Raw genomic sequence first — 21,534 nt, 5'->3', positions numbered from 1 at the left:
CTTATAATAATTTATTTACACATCAAATTTGCAGATATAAAGTTGTTTTTATATTTAACATGCAAATTGGTAGTAAACATATTTAAAATTTCAAATGGATTTATCTTTCGTAATTTATTATGATTAAAATTTTTATTTGTAATTTGAAATTTTATAATTAAAACTAACCATGTCGAAACAACCACTTTCGCCTTTCACAAAACAACAACTACTTCCACAGGAAGAAACCCTTGAAATATTTAAGAAAAAGGGAGAGCTTTTTATAGGAGTTCCAAAAGAAACCGCTTTTCAAGAAAAACGAATATGTTTAACACCTGATGCTGTTTACGCTTTAGTGAATAATGGACATCGCGTTTTAATAGAATCTGGGGCCGGAAAAGGCGCCAATTTTAGCGACAAAGATTATAGTGAGGCTGGAGCCGAAATCACAAAAGATGCCGCAAAAGTATTTTCTTGCCCCATGATTTTGAAAGTAGAACCTCCTACCCTAGAGCAAATAAAACTTTTAAATCCGCAAACTATTTTAATCTCAGCACTTCAGATTAAAACACAAACTAAAAAATATTTTGAAGCTTTGGCATCCAAAAGAATTACAGCCTTAGCTTTTGAGTTTATAAGAGATACTGATGGCAGTTATCCTGCCGTAAAATCATTAAGTGAAATTGCTGGAACCGCTTCTGTTTTAATTGCTTCAGAATTACTTTCAAACTCTAACGCTGGTAATGGCTTAATGTTTGGAAATATTAGTGGTGTTCCACCAATAGAAGTTGTTATTTTAGGTGCTGGCACAGTAGGCGAATTTGCTGCTAGAAGTGCTATAGGCCTTGGAGCAGGTGTTAAAGTGTTTGATAATTCGATAACAAAGTTAAGAAGCATTCAGTCGCAACTTGGCAGACCTTTATTTACATCAACCATTCAACCTAAAAACTTATTAAAAGCGTTAAAGCGCTGCGATGTTGTTATTGGAGCGGTAAGAGGCTCTAACAGATCACCAATTGTAGTTTCAGACGCTATGGTTCAATCTATGAAAAAGGGAGCAATTATAATAGATGTAAGTATTGATATGGGTGGATGCTTTGAAACTAGTGAAGTTACATCGCATAAGCAGCCTACTTTTATAAAACATGATGTGGTGCATTATTGCGTACCAAATATTCCGGCTAGATATCCTAGAACAGCAACTGTTTCTATTAGTAATATTTTCACACCTTATTTACTTAAAATTGCCGAAGATGGTGGAATTGAAAATTCTTTAAGATTTGATAAAGGTTTAAAAAATGGATTGTACTTTTACCACGGTATTTTAACCAGTAAATCTGTTGGCGAATGGTTTGATTTAAATTATAGTGATGTAAACTTACTTATATTTTAAAATCTATTTTCTGCCTCATTAAACATTTTTAAATGAAACTTATTCAACGAATTGGATATTATCTTGGAGGATTTTCTTTAGGACTTATTATTTTAGCTTTCTTTCTAAATGGAAAAAAAACATCATGTAGTTATGGTCCTGACGCAAGAGTTTTAAAAAATATAAATTCTAAAAAAATAAAGTATAGTGAAACACTATCCAGTCTTTTAATCAACAAAACAATAGATTCTACTGGCATTAATTTCGTTCTGAAAAAAGGAGATATAAACTTTTCTGAAAGTAATCCAAGACAAGAACCTTGTGGAATATATGTTGTAGAAGGTACTTATAATGATAATGACGTTTTGTTAACTGTTGAAAACTGTGATAGTATTGCCACGGTTTTAGACTTTAAAACACTTCAGTAAAATGATAAAGCGACTTTTTGATGTTGTTTTTTCAATTATTGGATTAATTGTATTATTTCCTTTTCTTTTACTAATCGCTCTTTTGATAAAAATAGATTCAAAAGGACCTGTTTTTTTTATTCAAGGTCGTGTTGGTAAAAACAATACAGACTTCAATATTTATAAATTTAGAACCATGCGGGTTCAATCTGATAAAAAAGGATTACTTACATTAGGAAATCACGACTCTAGAATAACCAAAATCGGATATTTTTTAAGACGTTACAAAATAGACGAGTTTCCACAACTACTTAATATCCTTAAAGGCGATATGAGTTTTGTGGGTCCTAGACCAGAGTTACGATATTATGTTAATTTCTATTCTCATGATGATATGACTATATTTAAGGTTAGACCAGGTATTACGGGTTTAGCTTCTCTTAAATATAGGAATGAAGTTGAGCTTTTAAAAGCTGCGAATGATCCTGAAGAATTTTTCATAAAAACTATTATCCCTGATAAATTAAAGTATAATAAGGAATATATTAAAAGACAAAATTTCTTTTTTGATTTAAAACTTATTGGTCTTACAATAATTCAAGTAATAACTAAATAATGGATTGAATAGTCAATTTGTGGCTAAACATTATAATTCATAATTTGCATATAGATTAAATAACGAACTTAATTTCTACTTGAAAACTTTTACTGGTTTATATGAATAAAGAAATGGCTAATTATATTGATAAATTATTATATGATTCTGATCTCTTTCCTGATAAAACTAAGCAATATTCCAATTCTTCCAGTTACGATTTTACTAATGAAACTATTATAATTACGGGTGCTGCTGGTTCGATTGGTAGTGGATTATCAAAACAACTGATTCATTGCAAATTCAAAAAACTCATTTTAATTGATAATGCCGAATCACCATTATATGAGCTCATTAAATCATTAGAGTTCAAAGATACATCCAAAGTAGAATTTATATTAATTGATATTACAAACCAAAATTCGATTACTCAAGTATTTAAAAAATATAAGCCTACACTCATTTTTCATACAGCGGCCTACAAACATGTACCCTTAATGGAAAGCAACCCAATTAAGGCGATAGAATTGAACATTTTTGGTACGAAATTATTAGCAGATTTAAGCTGTGAGTTTAAAGTTAAAAAATTCCTTTTTATTTCTACTGATAAAGCTGTAAATCCTATTAGTATAATGGGCCTAACAAAAAGAATAGCAGAAAATTATTTAAACTTATTAAATTCTAAAACTAACACGGTTTTCGTATCAACAAGATTTGGCAACATTCTAGGGTCCAATGGCTCTATAGTTCCATTAATAAAAAAACAAATAGAGTTAGGCCTACCAATTACACTAACTGATATTAATGTAACCCGATATTTTATCTGTAAACAAAAAGCTTGCAACCTAATTTTAAAATTAGCCACATTAGAAAAATTCGATTACAATTTATATACTTTCAATATGGGTAATCCTGTTAAAATATCAGATTTAATTGAAAGAATGTATTTGATTTGCAATAGTGAAGCAAAAACACGTGAGTTAAAAATTATTGGATTAAGACCAGGTGAAAAACTTCATGAAGCAATTATTTCTATAGATGAAGAACTTTTTAAAACAGTGAACCCTGAAATTCTTGGAGTAAAACAAAAAAAAACCATTCAGCCAAAAAATATAAATTTTTCTGAATTACAAAATATGACCAACGAGATGACTAGTAAAGAAGTGAAAAAAATCTTAAAAAAATTCATTTAACCTTACAGTGTTTTTCTTCTCTTTTTTTCTTTGGTTAACAATGCTAATTCCCTACCAGTTTGTCCTGCCACCGATGTATTCTCTTCAGCACGTCTTATTAAATAAGGCATAACATCCTTTACTGGTCCAAATGGGATATATTTTGCCACATTATAGCCTTTATTAGCTAAATTAAAACTTATATGATCACTCATGCCATATAATTGCCCAAACCAAATTCTAGGGTCGTTATTAAGAAGACCTTTTTCTTTCATGAGATTCAGTAATAAATACGAACTGTCTTCATTATGCGTACCTGCAAAAACAGACATGCAATCTAAATTATCCAAAATATAACGAAGACCAGCATTAAAATTTTCATCAGTTAGAGCTTTACTTTTACAAATAGGCGATTTATAACCTTTTTCTTCAGCCCTTTCATTCTCCTTCTCCATATATGCGCCCCTTACCAGTTTATACCCTAGAAAATATTTACCAATTTTAGCTTTTTTATGTTCTTCCTTTAAAAAATCTAATCTATCATGTCGGTACATCTGTAAAGTATTGTATACTATTGGCTTCTCAGTATTATACTTCTCCATCATTTGCGTAACTAAACTATCTGCGGCACCTTGCATCCAGCTTTCTTCTGCATCAATCAAAACTGCAACGTCATTGGCTTTAGCTTTTCTACAAACCGCATCAAATCTGTTAACAACATTTTCCCATTCACTCTGTTCTTTAACAGTTAAATTATCCCCTTTTGTTATCTTCTCATATAACGATAAACGTCCAAATCCTGTTGGCTTAAATACAGCAATTGGTATCGCGTTAATTTCTTTAGCAAAGTCAATAATTTTTAATATTTTATCTTTTGCAGAGTCAAATTCCTTTTCATTTTCCTTTCCTTCAACAGAATAATCCAGAACAGAACTCACACCTTTTTCATACATTTTATCAATCACAGATAAGCAGTCTTCTTCATTCACACCACCACAAAAATGATCGAACACGGTAGATCTAATTAGCCCTTCAATGGGTAAATGCGCTTTTATGGCGAAATTAGTGGCGACAGTTCCTATACGCACTAAAGGCTCAATTGAAATCATTTTAAATAAGAAGTAAGCACGTTCTAATTCAGAATCGGATTTTAATGAAAATGCTATTTCAGTGTTATCAAAAATTAAATCTGTAGTCATTGGATAAAAATTTATTCAAAGATAATTATAGCGAAGTTATCATTTTATTTAAAAACTCCTTAATTTCACAGCCTTAAAAAAAATAATTCATTTATGGATTCCATTAAAGCTAACAATAGTATTATTCATTTTAATAATAATTGTTATACTTCTTTAAATCAGCATATTGAAAAAAATAATTTTTCAAAGATTTTCATTCTTGTTGATGAAAATACGCATCAATATTGTTTACCAATTTTATTAGAAAAGCTTGAAACCAAACTAACAATTGAAATTATTGAAATTGAATCTGGCGAAATAAATAAAACAATAGACACTTGTGTTGGAGTTTGGAATACCCTATCAGAATTAGATGCCGATAGAAAAAGTTTGATGATTAATATTGGTGGTGGTGTTATTACAGATTTAGGTGGTTTTGTTGCTTGTACTTTTAAAAGAGGTATTGCCTATATTAATGTACCAACTACATTATTATCTATGGTTGATGCATCAGTTGGCGGAAAAACAGGAGTTGATTTAGGCCATTTAAAAAATCAAATTGGTGTTATAAGTAATCCTGATTTGGTATTAATAGACACGCATTTTCTAAATACTTTACCTCAAAATCAAATGAAATCTGGATTAGCAGAAATGCTAAAACATGGACTTATCACAGGAGAGAATTATTGGAATAAATTTCAAGATTTATCAAAACTTTCTTTAGATGATTTAGATGAATTGATTCATGAATCTGTTGTGATAAAAAAGAATGTGGTAGAAGAAGATCCGTTTGAAAATGGATTACGTAAAACATTAAATTACGGACACACATTAGGTCATGCCATAGAATCTTATTTTTTAAGTCATCCAAACAAAAAGACATTATTACATGGTGAAGCTATAATTGTAGGAATGATTTTAGCTAGTTACATTTCTAGTGAATTGGTTGGGTTTTCGAAAAAAACTACAGACAAAATAAAACAATTGTTTTTAAGCTATTATAATAAAGTAACAATTGAAGAAAGTGATTATCCTGCTATAATTGAGCTATTAAAATATGACAAGAAAAACAATCATGGTAATATCAATTTCGTGCTTCTAGAAGATATTGGAAAACCAAAAATTGACTGCTTAGTTGATAATAAGTTAATAATAGAATCATTTATATATTACGCATCGTAATTTATAAATAGATATGAATAAAAAAAGCATCAATAATTGATGCTTTTTTTATGTTTTTAGTTTACTCGCTTTAAGCTTTTCTAAATCTGCTAAATAACCCTTTCTTTACTGGTGTACCGTAATAACCATATTTGGCTCCATAGCCGAAATTAGATTGCTCTACATCATTTACAACAAGCATCATATTATTAAGTTTATTTTTAGCATTCAATTCTTCAGCGAAATTTAATATTTTCTTTTCAGTGTGATCGGCTCTTGTTAAATAAATTGTATATCCTGCATATTCACTAATTAATAAGGTATCGGTAACCAACATCGAAGGCGCAGTATCAACAATTACATAATCATAATCCTTTGATACTTTATCAAACAAATCTTTAACTTTATCACTCATCAATAATTCAGCTGGGTTAGGTGGGATTTTTCCAGAAAGTAATATATCAATACCTATATCATTAATTTTATAATCATTAATGGCTTCTTGAATACTTAATGATTCATCTGCTAAGTATTCCGTTAATCCCAATTTCGAGCTGTCATAATTTTTATCTTTTTTGTTTTTAAAAGATGAATAAATCTGTGGATTTCTAACATCAGCACCAACTAACAATACTTTTTTACCTGTATTGGCAATTGTAAGGGCCATATTCAAACTGAATAAAGATTTACCCTCTCCGTTGATAGTTGATGTAATGAAGACTACGTTTTTATAATTTTCATTTTGATCATGACGCCGAATGTATTCAAAATTTGTTCTTATTATTCTGAAAGATTCTGATAAAATCGATCTATCATTACGCTCAATTAAAAGTTTTTTATTACTAGAAATTCTTGGAACTTCTCCTAAAACTGTAATACCTCTAATGATTTTTTCTAAATCTTCTTTATTATGAATTTTGGTGTCTAATAAATCTTTAATGTAGAAAAAAGTAAAAGGTATGCAAAGACCAAAAATTATATAAGTAAAGTAAGTTATAGTTCTATTTGGTGATACTGGTAAATTATTTGAACTTGCGGAATCAACTAATTTTGCATTCGGAGATGTTGAGATTAAAGAAATAGTAGCCTCCTCTCTTTTTTGCAAAAGATATAGATATAATGATTCTTTTATGCCCTGTTCTCGTTGAATATCTCTAGATTTTCTAACTTGTCCAGGGACAGCATATATTTTAGAATTAAGTTTAGAAGCTTGATTTTCCAGACTTCTAATTTGAAGACCTATTGCTTCTGCTGAATTTTCCAATCCCTCACGAAGACTGCTTTTTAAAGCAAGTAATTGTTGATCTAAATTTACAATAATTGGATTTTTTTCATTTGAACTTTTTAAAAGTCTATTTCGATTTTCTAATAGTTCATTGTATTTATTTGCAATTGAATTAACAGAACCATTTGACAAACCAATATTAGCAGGTATCCTTTCAAAACCATCATCATTAAGTTGGTTCTTCATGAAATTTATTTTGTTATACTCCGTACGAGTAACGGCTAATTCTTGTTCAGTTTGTGCATTAGTTTGTAAATACAAATTAGCTTCTGATGTAATATCAGTTAGCTTGTTTCCTGTTTTAAATTGCTCTATCTCGTCATCAACCTTACCTAAATCTGATGCTATATAATCTATTCTTTTGTTGATAAATTCAGCTGTACTATTAGATTTAGCACTTTTTTCTTCTATCGATGCCCTGTTATATTCCTCAACTAGGGTATTTAATACGCTTTTTGCTTTCTCAACAACATGATCATTCAAGGATAAATTTAATACCTTAGAAAATTCACCTGCTTGTTTAATTTTAACTGCATTTCTATAACTTTCAGCCACTTTATCAATAGGTCTAATTTGAACATAAATAGTTTGACCAATGTAATTCGATAAATTGTTAGTATTTGGAGTTATTAAAACACCCCCTATTGGGGTCTCAACATTTTTTCCAAAATATGCCTTGGTTGGAACCCCTTCTTCCTGTCCAATAATACGAATGAAATTGAATGTTGTTTCTGAAGTAATATTCACACTGAAACTCAACCTCGACTCATAAATTAAAGTATCAGATGCCAGAAAATCAATTTTAATAGGCGCTATTTTAAGAGGAAAATACTCTGTATTATGAAATCGACCTTTAGCAAAAATCTTTTTGTTTAAATCTAATCGTTTAACAACTTCTTTCATCAACATTCTAGACTTCAATACTTCAATTTCATCCTCAACTTTTTTACTATCGGAACTAGAAATTTTGCCTAAATCTTTAAGTAATTCTTCAGCTGGGTTAGACATACCTCCATCATCCACAAGCATTATTTTTGCATTTGCATTATACTCAGGTGCTGTATATCTTAATTTAAAAAAAGCCAGTCCGATAAAAATAATAAGACTTAAAACAAACCAGTTCCATTCTTTTAAATATCTTATTATAACTTTTTTATAATCTATATTATTATTCATTAATTTAATATTTAGGTAAGAACTTACTCATTGTATGTATAGAAATTTAATTTCTTGTCACAAATATTAAAGCAGTAGTAATTAAAAAAGAAGATATGCTTATTATTGTTCCTATTCGTGCATCTCCTGAGGCACTACTCACAGCAGAATTATTAGGTTCAATATAAACAACGTCATTTTGAGTTAAATAATATACGGGAGAGTTAAATAATTCTTTATTAGTGAGATCTACCCTTGTGTATGTTTTCGTACCATTAAAGTCGCGAATTACCAAAACATTCTCTCTTTGGGCTTTTATGTTTAAATCTCCGGCTAAAGCTATCGCCTCTAGTATGGTTATTCTTTCCCCCGAAACTTCATATCTACCGGGCGCACGAACTTCACCTAGAATTGAAACTCTAAAATTTAATATCCTAATATTTATTATTGGATCTTTTAGGTATAAGGCAAGCTTTTCTTTAAACAATTCTTGAGCTTCTTGAACAGTTAAACCTAATAATTTAACCTTTCCTAAAACAGGATAGTCAATATTTCCTTCAATATCAACTAAATAATCAATTAATTGTGGCAGGGCAGAATTGCCACCTCCATCAATAAATAAGTTAAATGGTTTAACAGCTTCTAAATCATAAGTTGACACATAAATACTAACTATATCATTCACTTTGAATTTTGGAGTAAATGTGTCAGTATCAACTATAGTTTCAAAGTCTTTTGCATTTTGAAAATAAACTACTTTTTTCTTTGAAACACAAGAAAATAATGAAATTAAGATGAATACATAGCTTAATACAAATTTCTTTTTAATAAAACTTAGAATCATTTGTTATGGATTTGGGAAGTAAAATACAAGATTTTAATCAAAGATTATTGAACAGACTTGAAAACTTTAGAATCTTTAGAATTATTTTCTAAAATTCCTTTAGCTTTCTTGTAGATTTCAACTCTTGTATCGAACTTTTCGTACTCAGAATTATTAGATTTATACTCAGGTATTAAGCTTTTCATTTTCATTACAATATTATTATTTTGAAAACGATTGGTAATACAAAGTTCCTCTATTTCAGATTTTACTTTCGCATAATCTAACTCTCTAGTTTTACTAATTAAAATCTTTTTATGATAAGTAGATAATGTATTTTCCCCATTAGCTAGCAACTCTTCATATAATTTCTCACCTGGTCTTAAACCTGTAACATTAATATCTATATCTTCTGGATATCTTAACCCAGAGAGCCTTATCATGTTTTTGGCTAAATCAAAGATTTTAACCGACTCACCCATATCAAAAATAAAGATTTCTCCACCTTTACCCATAGTTCCTGCCTCAAGTACCAGTTGTGAGGCTTCAGGAATAGTCATGAAATATCGAGTAATATCTTTGTGAGTTAACGTTAATGAACTACCAGCTTCAATTTGTTTTTTAAATAATGGAATTACAGAACCATTAGAACCTAAAACGTTTCCAAAACGTGTTGTAATGAATTTAGTTTTACTTTCTTTTTGGAGACACGTAATATACATTTCGGCTATACGCTTGGTAGCTCCCATTACACTTGTTGGATTAACAGCTTTATCTGTAGATACAAAGACAAATTTCTTTACATTATATCTTGACGCTGTGTCTGCTAACAATTTTGTGCCATTCACATTTATTTTTATGGCTTCATAAGGTGCTTTTTCCATTAAAGGAACATGTTTATAAGCAGCTGCATGAAACACCATTGTTGGCTTATGTGTTTGAAAAATTGAATCAATTCTTAAACCATCTCTAATATCTGCAACAATTGCGGTATAATTATGCTTCCCGTCACGCTTTAAATCCTGCTGGACATCATAAAGTGCAGATTCAGCTTGGTCCACTAAAATCAAATGTTTAACATCAAAATTTGATAATTGTTTAACTAACTCGCTACCTATAGAACCCGCTGCTCCTGTTACAAGTACTGTTTCTCCTCTAAATTCATTAAGTAAATTAGGATTATCTATTTCTATTGGTGGTCTACCTAATAAATCTTCAATTTGAACTTGCTTTATTTGTTTGGCGCTTAATTCTCCATTTATCCATTGCTCAATTGGAGGAACTTTGGTTATTTTAACTTCAGAATCAGAAAGTGCATCAAGAAGTTTCATCAACATTCCAGAGTCTGTATTATGATCGGCAACAATAATTTCATCAACGTCATTAGTTTCAACATAGTTTAAATCTAAATTAGAGCAAGAAACTATTCTAACACCATTGATTACTTTTCCGTTCTTCTTATTATCATTATCAACAAAAGCAAGTATATCAAAGCTAGTTTTGGCATTATTTAACAAAGCGTTATATGTTACTATTGCAGAATCGCCAGTTCCATATATCAGGACTCTCCTAGTTAATAATAATTTAGATTTTAAATATTTATAAGTCATTTTAAACAACAGTCTACTAGCGCTTAGTGCAACAAAACTTAGTAAAGCGTGCATAACTATAATAGATAGTGGAATTGTAAAACCAGGCACAATGTTAGTAAAACGATTAATTGACACAATTGTAATACAAGCGAAAGCCATTAATACAATTGCCTTAAATACGTTAACAACATCTGTAAATCCAGTATGTCTAATCACACTTTTGAAAGATCCTACAACTAAAAAACTTACAGCTGATACAACCAATACAAAAGGTATTTCAAAGAAAAATTGCTTTAAATCAAAATCTAAAGTAAAATTAAATCTTATAAAATATGCTAAGAAAAATGTAACTAATAATAGACATAAATCTATCCCAAAAACTAGCCATTTTGAAGCATACTTTTGTGAGTAATAGGCAAAGTAATTGTTTATCATGTTTTGAGGGTTTTAGTAATATTATCAAGAATACGCTGTAAGTCGTCATGACTTAAATTAGATCCACTAGGCAAACAAAGTCCTTTTTCAAATAGATGCTCTGAGGTGCCATTTGTAAAATGCAAATAATCTTTAAAAATTGGTTGCATATGCATTGGCTTCCATAGTGGTCTCGATTCTATATCGTCTTTTAAAAATTCTAATCTTATTTTTTCTCTAAGTTCAAAGGATTCGGTTTCTATACATGTTATCCATCTATTTGAATAAAAATTTTCAGGTTCATCTAAAAACTTTATTTCTTTAAAATGCGATAAATGCTTTTTATAAAATTCAAAATTCTTTCTTCTAGCAAGAACTCTTTCATCGATAACTTCCATCTGTCCTCTCCCTATACCTGCTAAAACATTACTCATTCTATAATTAAATCCAATAGAAGAATGTTCGTAATGTGGTGCATTATCTCTTGCTTGTGTTGAAAGAAAGACAGCCTTATCTTTATCTTCTTTGCTCTTTACAATAAGAGCACCTCCTCCAGAGGTTGTTATGATTTTGTTTCCATTAAATGATAAAATACCAATATCAGAAAGTGTTCCGCATTTTCTATTGTAATAAGTACTCCCCAATGCCTCTGCACTATCTTCTACTATCGGAATATCATATTTTCTTGCTATAGCATTAATTTCATTTGCTTTATATGGCATTCCATACAAATGAACGGCTATAATAGCTTTAGGCTTTTTATATTTTTCTATTCGATCTTTAATTGCTATTTCTAACAATTCAGGTGACATATTCCATGTTTCTGATTCACTATCGATAAAAATTGGCGTTGCACCTTGATATACGATTGGATTAGCAGATGCTGAAAAAGTAAAACTTTGGCACAACACTTCATCTCCATGTGTCACTCCCAATAATTGTAATGCTAAATGAATAGATGCGGTACCAGAGCTTAAGGCAGCAACATAATTATTCTCTCCTAAGTAATTCTTTAAATCATTTTCAAATCCATCAACATTAGGTCCTAATGGAGCAATCCAATTAGTAGCGAAAGCTTCATCAACAAATTTTTGTTCAGAGCCTCCCAGGTGCGGAGATGATAAGTATATTTTAGTTTTAGTCAACATTTAGATTAGCAATCCTGCTCTTTAAATTTATGGCAAATGAAATTAAACATAGCCTATGTTTCATGCTTCAATGTGAAAAAAATTATCTGGATAATCCCCCTTGCATTTGAAACAAAATCAATTCTTTATTTTAATAACTCAATTGATTTACATTAAACTTTATAAAAATATTAATTCAATCTTACCCTTGGGCACTATTTCATTTGGAGAGTTTTAAATATTTTTACTATACTTTTAATACAAACAAATCAATCTGCTATTAATCAATTCAATTTTGCTTTACGCTGTAAATTTAATAATTGTTTTAATGCCACAAGAGTAGAACTGAGTTATTTCGCTAAAAGAGTATTTAAAATCGGTTAACTACATTTTTACTATTCTATATCAGATAAAAACACTAGATTATCGATAAGAACTACTTATAAATTAACTCAATTAAGAAACTTTAGCATGCATCGCATTTTAATTCATTATCTAATTATAATAAAAAAACAAGCATGTAAGAATTTTAGGTGTAAATATTCAGGTCAGTCTATTTTTAATTATGAATATATGCATTTTAAAAAGTGCAACAAGTTTTATGTAAAAGAAAAATTAATGTTTATTTTTTATGAAACTTGAAACTTGATGTGCAACCTGCTTATATCTTTAACAAGTTTATTGGTTATAGCGATCAAAAATCCAAATATTTAGATATATTCTTAAATAGTAATGTCACCAATTCCAATATTTACAAATTATTCTATAACTCCTTTACTTGAATTTTATAAACTTAATTATTTTAATAATGGAATAACTCGTCATTGGATAATTATCATTCTCACTCCCAATTCCATAATTAATTTGGATTTTTTGTGCTTTTGTTTACAAACAAAATTAATTTTTTTATACTTATGTGGAAAATTATTCGAGCAGATTTACATAGATATGGAACTCTAACAAATTTACTTAAAGGCTTAAAAGAACCAGGGTATAGATTCTTGTTTTTCCATAGAAACGTATCTAAGCACAAACCATACTCTCTACTTGGACTTATGTATAGAAGAAGAAGAAGAAGAAGAAGAATGCTAATACATAAATATGGTTCTAAAATTCCAATAAACACGGAAATTGGAGAAGGGTTTTTTATTGGACATTTTGGTACTATTGTAAGAAATGATGATGTCAAAATTGGTAAGAATCGTAATATAGCTCATACAACCACAATTGGTCAAGCCAACAAAGCTAAGCTCCAAATATCTCCTGCAATTAGAGATAATGTTTGGATTGAAAGCGGTACTAAGTTAGCAGAAAAAATCAGAATTTTGAGTAATATTTTAAAAACTCCAAAAACTTTTTTAAATATTGATGTACCCAATAATTCATTAGTTTTAAACTACCATGTAAAAATCATAGAAAAAGAGAATCCAACTCAAGGATACATTAACAATATCTACAAAACCTAATACTTCATTAATTTTAAATTGGCTCTGTCTATATTACTTCAAAATAATCAATTAAGCATATCAAATCTTTAAAACAAAAGTAAAAGTGCACGGTTAAAGTTTAAGTATCAAAAAAGTAAGCTTATTAGTTAGCATATTTACTATTTATATGAGAAAATAAGAGAATCCAATTAGTCAGTTATCGATTAGATATACCCAATGCACAATAAAAGGTTCACATAAAGACTTTTTTAAAATTTGAAAGATATGCTTTAAAAGATTAGAAAAACAAACAAGGAAGTCAAATATAAAAAATCCTGTGAGGTTACCCGCACAGGATTAAGTTAAAATAATTTTATAAAAGTTACCATATTATTTTAAGACAATTCATTTATTTGTCAACCTGATTAAAAAATTCTTCAATGTTTGTGTAACCATCTCCGTCCTCATCTCCATTAGAACCTTTTGTTAAATCCCCAAAAGTGGCATTTTCCCAAATATCGGGCATACCGTCATTATCAGTATCATAGCCTGCGGGTCTTATATTTGTTGGCATTGTTGGCAAGCCATTATTTGCAATATTAATCCAATTTGCACTGTAACTTTTAGAAACTTCATTTTCAAAATTATAAATTGCATCAGTATCTATTGGATCACGATATGTAATTGCTGTGCCATCTGCATTAAGGTATTTGTTTGCGCCTGCATTTGGAAGTACAGCACTTAAAACTTGCGAACTCGGTAAAATATTTGGTGTTGCTCCCAATAAAGGTAATCTGGAAGTCCTAAACCATTCCGACTTTACAGGATATGATGATGAATGAGGCATTGGCTGCCAAACTAAAGATATATCAGCAGGATAACCCGCAGGTGCAGGATCATATTCATTAGAACCACCTTCATTATATACGGTAAACACAGTATCTTCATCCCATACTTCTGGACTCATAATTGTATTGGTAGTCATTCTAAATAAAGTATGACCTCCCCATGAAGCATCTTGCCCTAGAGTTTGCGCACCAGTTTGAAAATAATTACCAATTAGATTTAATTTCCAATCGGTTCCATCATTATTGATAGTTTTTGCAAACCAATTATGAACAGCATTGTTTATCATATCAACTGTACAAGCACCTCCTATTTTTGCAGGAGCCCTCCAACCTGTATTAACATAAACGTTATTTAAAATACTAAAACCGCCCATTTGGATATTAGTATTAGAGCTACTACCAATTAATATAGCATCTTTACACTCGGTAAATAGGTTGTTTTGATAAGTAATATTGCCATCGTTGTAAATAGTGCCAGCTTCCATAGCCATTTCTTCAGAATAAGCAAACGAGCAATGGTCCACAACAACATCAGAACTCTGAGTTATAAGCAAGCACCAATCCCAATATGAGGATTCACCTGGTTTTCTAAATTTAATATACCTAATTATTACGTTGTCTTGTTGGTAAAACCTAAGAGGTTCGCCATAAATAGTTATACCACCTTCAGGTGCTGTCTGTCCTGCAATAGTTACGTTACCTTTTGCTCCTGTATAAATAGTACCATCATTAGGTATAGTTATTATTCCACTAACATCAAAAACTATAATTCTTGGATAATTTTCTTCTAATGCCCATTTAAGCGATCCTGGTGTATCATCCCAATCTAGTTTAGTAACATGAAGTACCACTCCACCTCTACCACCTGTAGTATAAGCACCTGCACCATAAGCAGATGGAAATGCTTTTAATTCAGTAGCAAAATCATTTTCACGGGGTTCAACAGTTATTGAAACTATTGCTGTATCACAATTATCAATATTTTGGGTATCACAAATTGTATATTCAAATGAATCTATACCAGAAAAGCTTGGATTTGGCGTGTAAATAACCAAATCATCCAATTGATTATCTGGTGTCCCATTATTATTAACTTGTAGTAAACCATTAGAAGGCTCTGTTGTTGCTATAGTACCACTAGTTGGCAAACTCGTGTCGTTAGTATGCAATACCATTTCAATTGGGATATTTTCAGTTGTAATAAAATTATCATCAACAACATCAACTGGCACTACAGGCACCTCATCCTCAGTGTTAGGTGTTTCTTCTTCAGTTCCTTCCTCTTCTGAAGGGATTTCTTCAACTATAGCCGATTCTTCTATAACGAATACTTCTTCGTTATTGCAAGAAGGTAATAGTAACAATAAAGCAAAAATTAAGGTCAAAAATTTTGGATTTAACTGTAGGTTTCTCATAACAAATTTAAAAATTAGACTTTTGGGGAATTCAAATATATATACTAAAAAACGATTTTATTTGCATTTCATCGAAAATATGATTTTTTTTGTAGTATTATTCTTAAAATACGTATTTCATCGGTAACTTTCAATCATATACGGTCGAATAATCAATTCGGATTATAAATTATTTTATTTTATTAATTTCATCGCGAAAATAAGTCGTTTATCGATTATTTAAAAGTATTGTTGATAACCTAGTAATAACTTTTATTTTAAAACAAAAAGGGTGATACAACTTAGAACATACTTTTTTTTATATCACAAGGAGTACAAAATCAATTGTTTAATTAATATTATAAATTTTTATTCTTTTCATCTTAAATTGCATCTGTTCACATAACGAATTCCATTAATGTTTATAATAAAATATTAAATTATTTAGTTATTTCAGATACCTAAAAAGCATGTATCCTTTTCTGAAATGTTAAAGCTTATTAAATTCAGAAAACCTTTAAGTGATTTTGGATCTATTGGGATTGATAATTTTATTAAAGAAAAGATTTCAAAAACTAAAACTCAGTTTTATTTGAGTATACATATAAAATACTCTCTGAGATTGTACTTATTAACTATACGAAAAGTAAAATCTTTTTAATTTAAAGATTATAGCGGTCAGTATTTAATTGATTTATTAACAAGTAAAAAACACTAATGTGTAAACTGAAAAATCACTTACCAATCAATCCATATAATGAAAAAATTTAATTGAAGAATTAAGCTACTCAAAAACAAAAAAGTCGAAAATATATTAATTTATTTCGTGGTCTTCAAAAATTTTTTCTTTAAGTGCTTTTGTGAAAACTGTAGCTCCTTGTGCAGACATATGAGTAAAGTCTTTCCAATAGTCCGCATTATATTCTTTAAAAAATTCAGAATAATCATAGTACGAAATATTCTTAGATTCAAAATATTGTTTAGTTTTATTTCGAACATTGTTGTGAATTTTTCTTAATTTAGGAGAAGTAAAGAATACTAATCGAGAATTGTTTGTTTTACAATGTTCGATTATTTCACCTATAAATTTATTAATTAAAGGGTTAACTTCTAAATCACTTACCGCAGCCAAATCATCTTGTTCCAATTTTAAACTATCTGATTTTACCATTTTATTAAAAATATTTCTTTGTTCTAGGTTAGGAAACAAAGGGTCATAGCCGCTATATCTGTTGTAATCATAGTTTGGATCTACATAGTTTTTTAAGATTCCTAATACCTTACCGTTATAAATATAGCAATTGAAAGTCTTTGAAATATAAATTTCTTCAGGAAAAAATTTATACATAAATGTAGTAATGTCAGCATTCCTTTGAGTCATATTCATTAGGCTAAGCATGTCACTACCGTCATATTCAGAATCATAAAGAATTTCATGGTCTATATGAACTAACAAAATTTGACCTTTCTTTTTTAATGTAGATATTAAAGCAGCACTATAACCTATTCGGGTACCATCCGCTCCCATATTAAAAGATGTAATATCTAAAACCGTATTATCTATATGATGATTTGCTCTTGAGCTTCCAAAAATCAACATATTAACAGAATCTTTTAAAGAAAAAAAATGATTAACCTTACCAACACTTTGTCCTGTAAAGACCTTTTTATCTATTTCTTTTAAGCACATGCAAATTAACCTGTCTGTAACAAAAAACACGATAGCTAAAATTAATAATAATTGTATTGACTTTTTCATCTAAAATTGAAAATATATAAAGTTACTTGAACTAGAGAAGAATAAAACTATGTTAATTAAAATAAAAGTAGAAATCAGTAAAAAACTGAATTTACTTAACTTTGAACCAAACTCTTCTAAAGCCACATCTTTTTTAAAGATATAGATATCAAATATAAACGCAATTAATAATCCGTAAATAAGGCTTATCAAACTAGAGATATTACCAATATAAGGAGCTAAATATGGACCTTTAATTAGTTTTGTAAACATAACTATGGAATCATCAAAACTTAAAGCTCTAAAGAATATCCAAATTAAGCTGACCAAGCTAAATATAAAAAGATTTTTTAGCAATGTGTATTTTTTTGGTATTAAATGAAATCGCTTCTCAATACTTAACAACAATCCATGAATAGCACCCCAAATAACAAAATTCCATGAGCTACCATGCCACAACCCTCCTAATAACATAGTTATAAAAAGATTCCGATATTGTATTTTAATTCCTTTTTTATTACCCCCTAATGGTATATACAAATAATCTCTTAACCACGTGGATAATGAAATATGCCACCTTCTCCAAAATTCAGTAATGGAAACAGAAAAATACGGAAGATTAAAGTTTCGTTTAAAATCAAAACCTAAAATTTTAGCTGTTCCGATAGCTATATCTGAATACCCACTAAAATCAAAATAAATCTGAAATGAATATAAAACAACAGCCATTACTATACTAGATGCATTATGAATATCTGGTGCATTATATATACCATCAATAATTGCCCCAATAGCATCTGCAACAACTACCTTTCTAAAAAAACCAATAAAGATTTGAAATAGACCATTTTTAAATCTAACCAATGACATTTCTCTTTCTCCAGCTAATTGGGGTAACAAATTCGATGCTCTTTCAATTGGACCAGCGACAAGCTGAGGAAAGAAGCTAACAAAGGTTGCAAATTCTATAAAATTTCTAGTTGCCTTAAGCTCGCCTCTATATATATCTATTGAATAAGACATCGTTTGAAAAGTATAAAAAGATATTCCAACGGGTAATATTATATTTAGTGTACTTACGGACATTTCATAGCCAAATAAAGACCATAAATTCACCCAAGAATCAATGAAGAAGTTAAAATATTTGAAAACACATAAAAGACCTAAGTTTGAGATTAAGCTAATTGTCAAAAACATTTTCTTTTTTGAAACCGAATCATGAATTTTTATTCCAACCACATAATCTAAAACGGTAGAAAAAGCTATTAAAGATAAAAACCTCCAGTCCCACCAGCCATAAAAAACATAACTAGCAACAAGTAATAAAATATTTTGCCATTTAAAGTGTTTTCTTGGAATTAGCCAATAAGAAGTAAAAACTATTATGAAAAAAAATAAAAAAGCAACAGAATTAAAAATCATTTATTGTTTAATAGTTTTATTAATAATAGAAAACGAAGATAAACATATATCAGAAACGATAAAATATATTCATTAATTTTCGATGTATTAAGGCTTTTAGCCAATAAACTGTGCGCAAAAAAATTGTATTTAATTTTTAATCAACCTCGTCGGTAAAAATGTAATGTTTATCAATTTTTTAACCATTTATCAATTGAATTTTACATCTTTGTTCTGCAAATGTAAATAATTTCTCAAATCATTTTGAAACAACTTGTTTTATAAAATAACTTTCTATAACCATGAAAATACTTGTAACAGGAGCTGCTGGCTTTATTGGTTTTTACACATCAAAAGTTTTATTAAATATTGGGCATACTGTTGTTGGCCTTGATAATATTAATGATTATTATGACACCAACCTTAAGTTTAATAGGTTGAAAGAACTAGGCGTTGTTAATAATGAAGCCTCAGTCTTTAACAAAATCTGCGCAAGCGAAAAACATGATGGTTTTTCATTTATACGAATGAACTTAGAAGATCGAGAAGAACTTCCAAAATTATTTAAAAGTGAAAATTTCGATGTAGTATGTAACTTAGCCGCTCAGGCAGGGGTTAGATATAGCTTAGAAAATCCAGAATCTTATGTGGATTCAAATTTAGTTGGATTTCTTAATATTCTTGAGTGTTGTAGAAACTATAGTATTAAACATTTAGTATACGCCAGTAGTTCTAGTGTGTATGGATTAAATAAAAAAGTTCCATTTTCTACGGATGATAATGTAGATCATCCAATCAGTTTATATGCCGCCACCAAAAAAAGTAATGAGTTGATGGCGCATACTTATAGCCATTTGTTTAAAATACCAACTACAGGACTTCGTTTCTTTACTGTTTATGGCCCTTGGGGAAGACCAGACATGGCAATGTTTTTATTTACCGATGCCATTGTTAATAATAAACCTATTAAAGTTTTTAATTATGGTAAAATGGAACGCGATTTTACTTTTATTGATGATATTGTTGAAGGTGTTGTTAGAATTTTAGAAAAACCTGCAAACCAAAGAATTGAAAACAATCAATTCTATAAGGTATATAATATAGGTAATAATAATTCTATTAAACTGCTAGATTTTATAAAAGAAATTGAATTAAATCTTGAAAAAGAAGCTAAAAAAAACATGCTTCCTATCCAGCCTGGTGATGTTGAACGCACTTGGGCAAACGTTGATGATTTAATAAATGATTATGATTACAGACCTAATACCTCTATTGAACTTGGTGTAAAAACTTTTGTGGATTGGTATAAATCATATTATAAATAGTTTAATAAGTTGTATCCCTCTTTTTATCGATTAAAGCCTTTAATAAATTAACTCATTGGTTTTTATCGTAAAAAACGTCTACTTAGTATAATAATCGTACATTTTAAAATAATTTTTCACATATTTGCCCAAGCTATTAATAACAAACCCAAATTACATGCTAGAAAATCTACAAAATAAAACTGTATTAGTTACAGGAGGTGCTGGATTTATAGGTTCTAACCTTTGCGAAACACTCCTTAACAACAACATAAAAACAGTTTGCTTAGATAATTTCTCTACCGGTAAACTTGAAAATGTAAAACCCTTTTTAAGTAACTCGAATTTTCAACTCATAGAAGGTGATATAAGAAATTTAGATGATTGTCATAAAGCTTGTGAACATGTTGATTTTGTATTACATCAAGCTGCATTAGGTTCTGTACCAAGATCTATTAACGATCCTATAACAACTAACGATGTTAATGTTTCTGGCTTTCTAAATATGCTTGTTGCAGCTCGTGATGCTCATGTTAAACGTTTTGTTTACGCTGCTAGTTCTTCGACTTATGGAGATCATGAAGCGCTTCCAAAAGTTGAAGATGTAATTGGGAAACCATTATCTCCTTATGCCATAACAAAATATGTAAATGAACTTTATGCCGATATTTTTCAAAAAGCTTATGGATTAGATACTGTTGGACTAAGATATTTTAACGTATTTGGAAGACGGCAAGACCCAAATGGAGCTTATGCTGCAGTAATTCCTCTTTTTGTGAAACAGTTTATAAACCACGAATCTCCAATAATTAATGGAGATGGAAGTTATTCTAGAGATTTCACATACATCGATAATGTGGTTCAAATGAATATGCTTGCCATAACTACTGAAAATGAAGAAGCATTAAACACGGTTTATAATGTAGCATACGGCGATCGCACTACATTATTAGAACTAACATCTTTGTTAAAAGAACACTTATCTGCATTTGATGAGTCAATTAAAAATATTGAGATTAAGCATCGTGAAAACAGAGTTGGAGATATTCCACACTCGCTTGCGTCCGTTGATAAAGCAAAAAAATTATTAAACTATAATCCTAAATACAATATTAATGATGGCATTAAAGAAGCCGTTAATTGGTATTGGAAACATCTATAA

The 21,534-nt window shown here is 29.6% G+C and carries 16 protein-coding genes; 8 read left to right on the top strand and 8 right to left on the bottom strand.

Annotated elements, in window-relative coordinates:
* The first annotated feature begins 169 nt into the window (after positions 1 to 169).
* The 4 genes from BUA46_RS13735 to BUA46_RS13720 all read left to right on the top strand — a co-directional run bounded on the left by BUA46_RS13735 (position 170) and on the right by BUA46_RS13720 (position 3,546).
* Positions 170 to 1,372, top strand: a complete 1,203-nt coding sequence (locus BUA46_RS13735) for an alanine dehydrogenase (RefSeq protein WP_019388638.1) — start codon at positions 170 to 172, stop codon at positions 1,370 to 1,372.
* A 32-nt stretch (positions 1,373 to 1,404) separates the two neighbouring features.
* Complete coding sequence (locus BUA46_RS13730) at positions 1,405 to 1,779, top strand: DUF4258 domain-containing protein (protein WP_019388639.1); 375 nt, start codon at positions 1,405 to 1,407, stop codon at positions 1,777 to 1,779.
* Position 1,780: 1 nt separating this feature from the next.
* Complete coding sequence (locus BUA46_RS13725; RefSeq protein ID WP_019388640.1) at positions 1,781 to 2,374, top strand: sugar transferase; 594 nt, start codon at positions 1,781 to 1,783, stop codon at positions 2,372 to 2,374.
* A 101-nt stretch (positions 2,375 to 2,475) separates the two neighbouring features.
* On the top strand, positions 2,476 to 3,546 hold the full coding sequence (locus tag BUA46_RS13720; protein WP_019388641.1) for an SDR family NAD(P)-dependent oxidoreductase: 1,071 nt from the start codon (positions 2,476 to 2,478) through the stop codon (positions 3,544 to 3,546).
* A 2-nt stretch (positions 3,547 to 3,548) separates the two neighbouring features.
* On the opposite strand, the gene BUA46_RS13715 is transcribed toward BUA46_RS13720, so the two are convergent.
* On the bottom strand, positions 3,549 to 4,724 hold the full coding sequence (locus BUA46_RS13715; RefSeq protein ID WP_019388642.1) for a proline dehydrogenase family protein: 1,176 nt from the start codon (positions 4,722 to 4,724) through the stop codon (positions 3,549 to 3,551).
* Between the two features lie 93 nt (positions 4,725 to 4,817).
* On the opposite strand from BUA46_RS13715, the gene aroB reads away from it, so the two are divergent.
* Complete coding sequence (aroB, locus tag BUA46_RS13710) at positions 4,818 to 5,885, top strand: 3-dehydroquinate synthase (RefSeq protein ID WP_019388643.1); 1,068 nt, start codon at positions 4,818 to 4,820, stop codon at positions 5,883 to 5,885.
* Positions 5,886 to 5,955: 70 nt separating this feature from the next.
* Here aroB and BUA46_RS13705 read toward each other — a convergent pair whose 3' ends face one another.
* The 4 genes from BUA46_RS13705 to BUA46_RS13690 are packed head-to-tail and all read right to left on the bottom strand — an operon-like array spanning position 5,956 to position 12,281.
* Positions 5,956 to 8,325, bottom strand: a complete 2,370-nt coding sequence (locus BUA46_RS13705; protein ID WP_019388644.1) for a GumC family protein — start codon at positions 8,323 to 8,325, stop codon at positions 5,956 to 5,958.
* 46 nt (positions 8,326 to 8,371) lie between these two features.
* Positions 8,372 to 9,148 carry a polysaccharide biosynthesis/export family protein gene (locus BUA46_RS13700; protein ID WP_019388645.1) on the bottom strand — a complete coding sequence of 259 codons (777 nt, stop codon included), beginning with the start codon at positions 9,146 to 9,148 and terminating at the stop codon, positions 8,372 to 8,374.
* A 44-nt stretch (positions 9,149 to 9,192) separates the two neighbouring features.
* Positions 9,193 to 11,154 carry a polysaccharide biosynthesis protein gene (locus BUA46_RS13695; protein ID WP_019388646.1) on the bottom strand — a complete coding sequence of 654 codons (1,962 nt, stop codon included), beginning with the start codon at positions 11,152 to 11,154 and terminating at the stop codon, positions 9,193 to 9,195.
* Positions 11,151 to 12,281 carry a DegT/DnrJ/EryC1/StrS family aminotransferase gene (locus BUA46_RS13690; protein ID WP_019388647.1) on the bottom strand — a complete coding sequence of 377 codons (1,131 nt, stop codon included), beginning with the start codon at positions 12,279 to 12,281 and terminating at the stop codon, positions 11,151 to 11,153. Before BUA46_RS13690 ends, BUA46_RS13695 begins: the two co-directional genes overlap by 4 nt.
* Positions 12,282 to 13,174: 893 nt before the next feature.
* Here BUA46_RS13690 and BUA46_RS13685 point away from each other — a divergent pair.
* A complete protein-coding gene (locus BUA46_RS13685; RefSeq protein ID WP_019388648.1) occupies positions 13,175 to 13,726 on the top strand; it encodes an LbetaH domain-containing protein in 552 nt (183 codons plus the stop codon).
* Positions 13,727 to 14,096: 370 nt separating this feature from the next.
* On the opposite strand, the gene BUA46_RS13680 is transcribed toward BUA46_RS13685, so the two are convergent.
* From BUA46_RS13680 to BUA46_RS13670, 3 genes are all read right to left on the bottom strand, one after another.
* A complete protein-coding gene (locus BUA46_RS13680) occupies positions 14,097 to 15,920 on the bottom strand; it encodes an Ig-like domain-containing protein (protein ID WP_162129544.1) in 1,824 nt (607 codons plus the stop codon).
* Between the two features lie 823 nt (positions 15,921 to 16,743).
* Positions 16,744 to 17,688, bottom strand: a complete 945-nt coding sequence (locus tag BUA46_RS13675; RefSeq protein WP_019388650.1) for a hypothetical protein — start codon at positions 17,686 to 17,688, stop codon at positions 16,744 to 16,746.
* On the bottom strand, positions 17,689 to 19,089 hold the full coding sequence (locus BUA46_RS13670; protein ID WP_019388651.1) for an MBOAT family O-acyltransferase: 1,401 nt from the start codon (positions 19,087 to 19,089) through the stop codon (positions 17,689 to 17,691).
* A 281-nt stretch (positions 19,090 to 19,370) separates the two neighbouring features.
* On the opposite strand from BUA46_RS13670, the gene BUA46_RS13665 reads away from it, so the two are divergent.
* Positions 19,371 to 20,393: an NAD-dependent epimerase gene (locus tag BUA46_RS13665; RefSeq protein WP_019388653.1), complete on the top strand. Its 1,023-nt coding sequence runs from the start codon at positions 19,371 to 19,373 to the stop codon at positions 20,391 to 20,393.
* A gap of 157 nt (positions 20,394 to 20,550) precedes the next feature.
* Complete coding sequence (locus BUA46_RS13660; RefSeq protein ID WP_019388654.1) at positions 20,551 to 21,534, top strand: SDR family oxidoreductase; 984 nt, start codon at positions 20,551 to 20,553, stop codon at positions 21,532 to 21,534.

This window comes from Algibacter luteus, from assembly GCF_900141715.1.
GTDB classification, from domain to species: domain Bacteria; phylum Bacteroidota; class Bacteroidia; order Flavobacteriales; family Flavobacteriaceae; genus Arenitalea; species Arenitalea lutea.
This window is presented reverse-complemented; position numbering and strand designations above follow the sequence as displayed.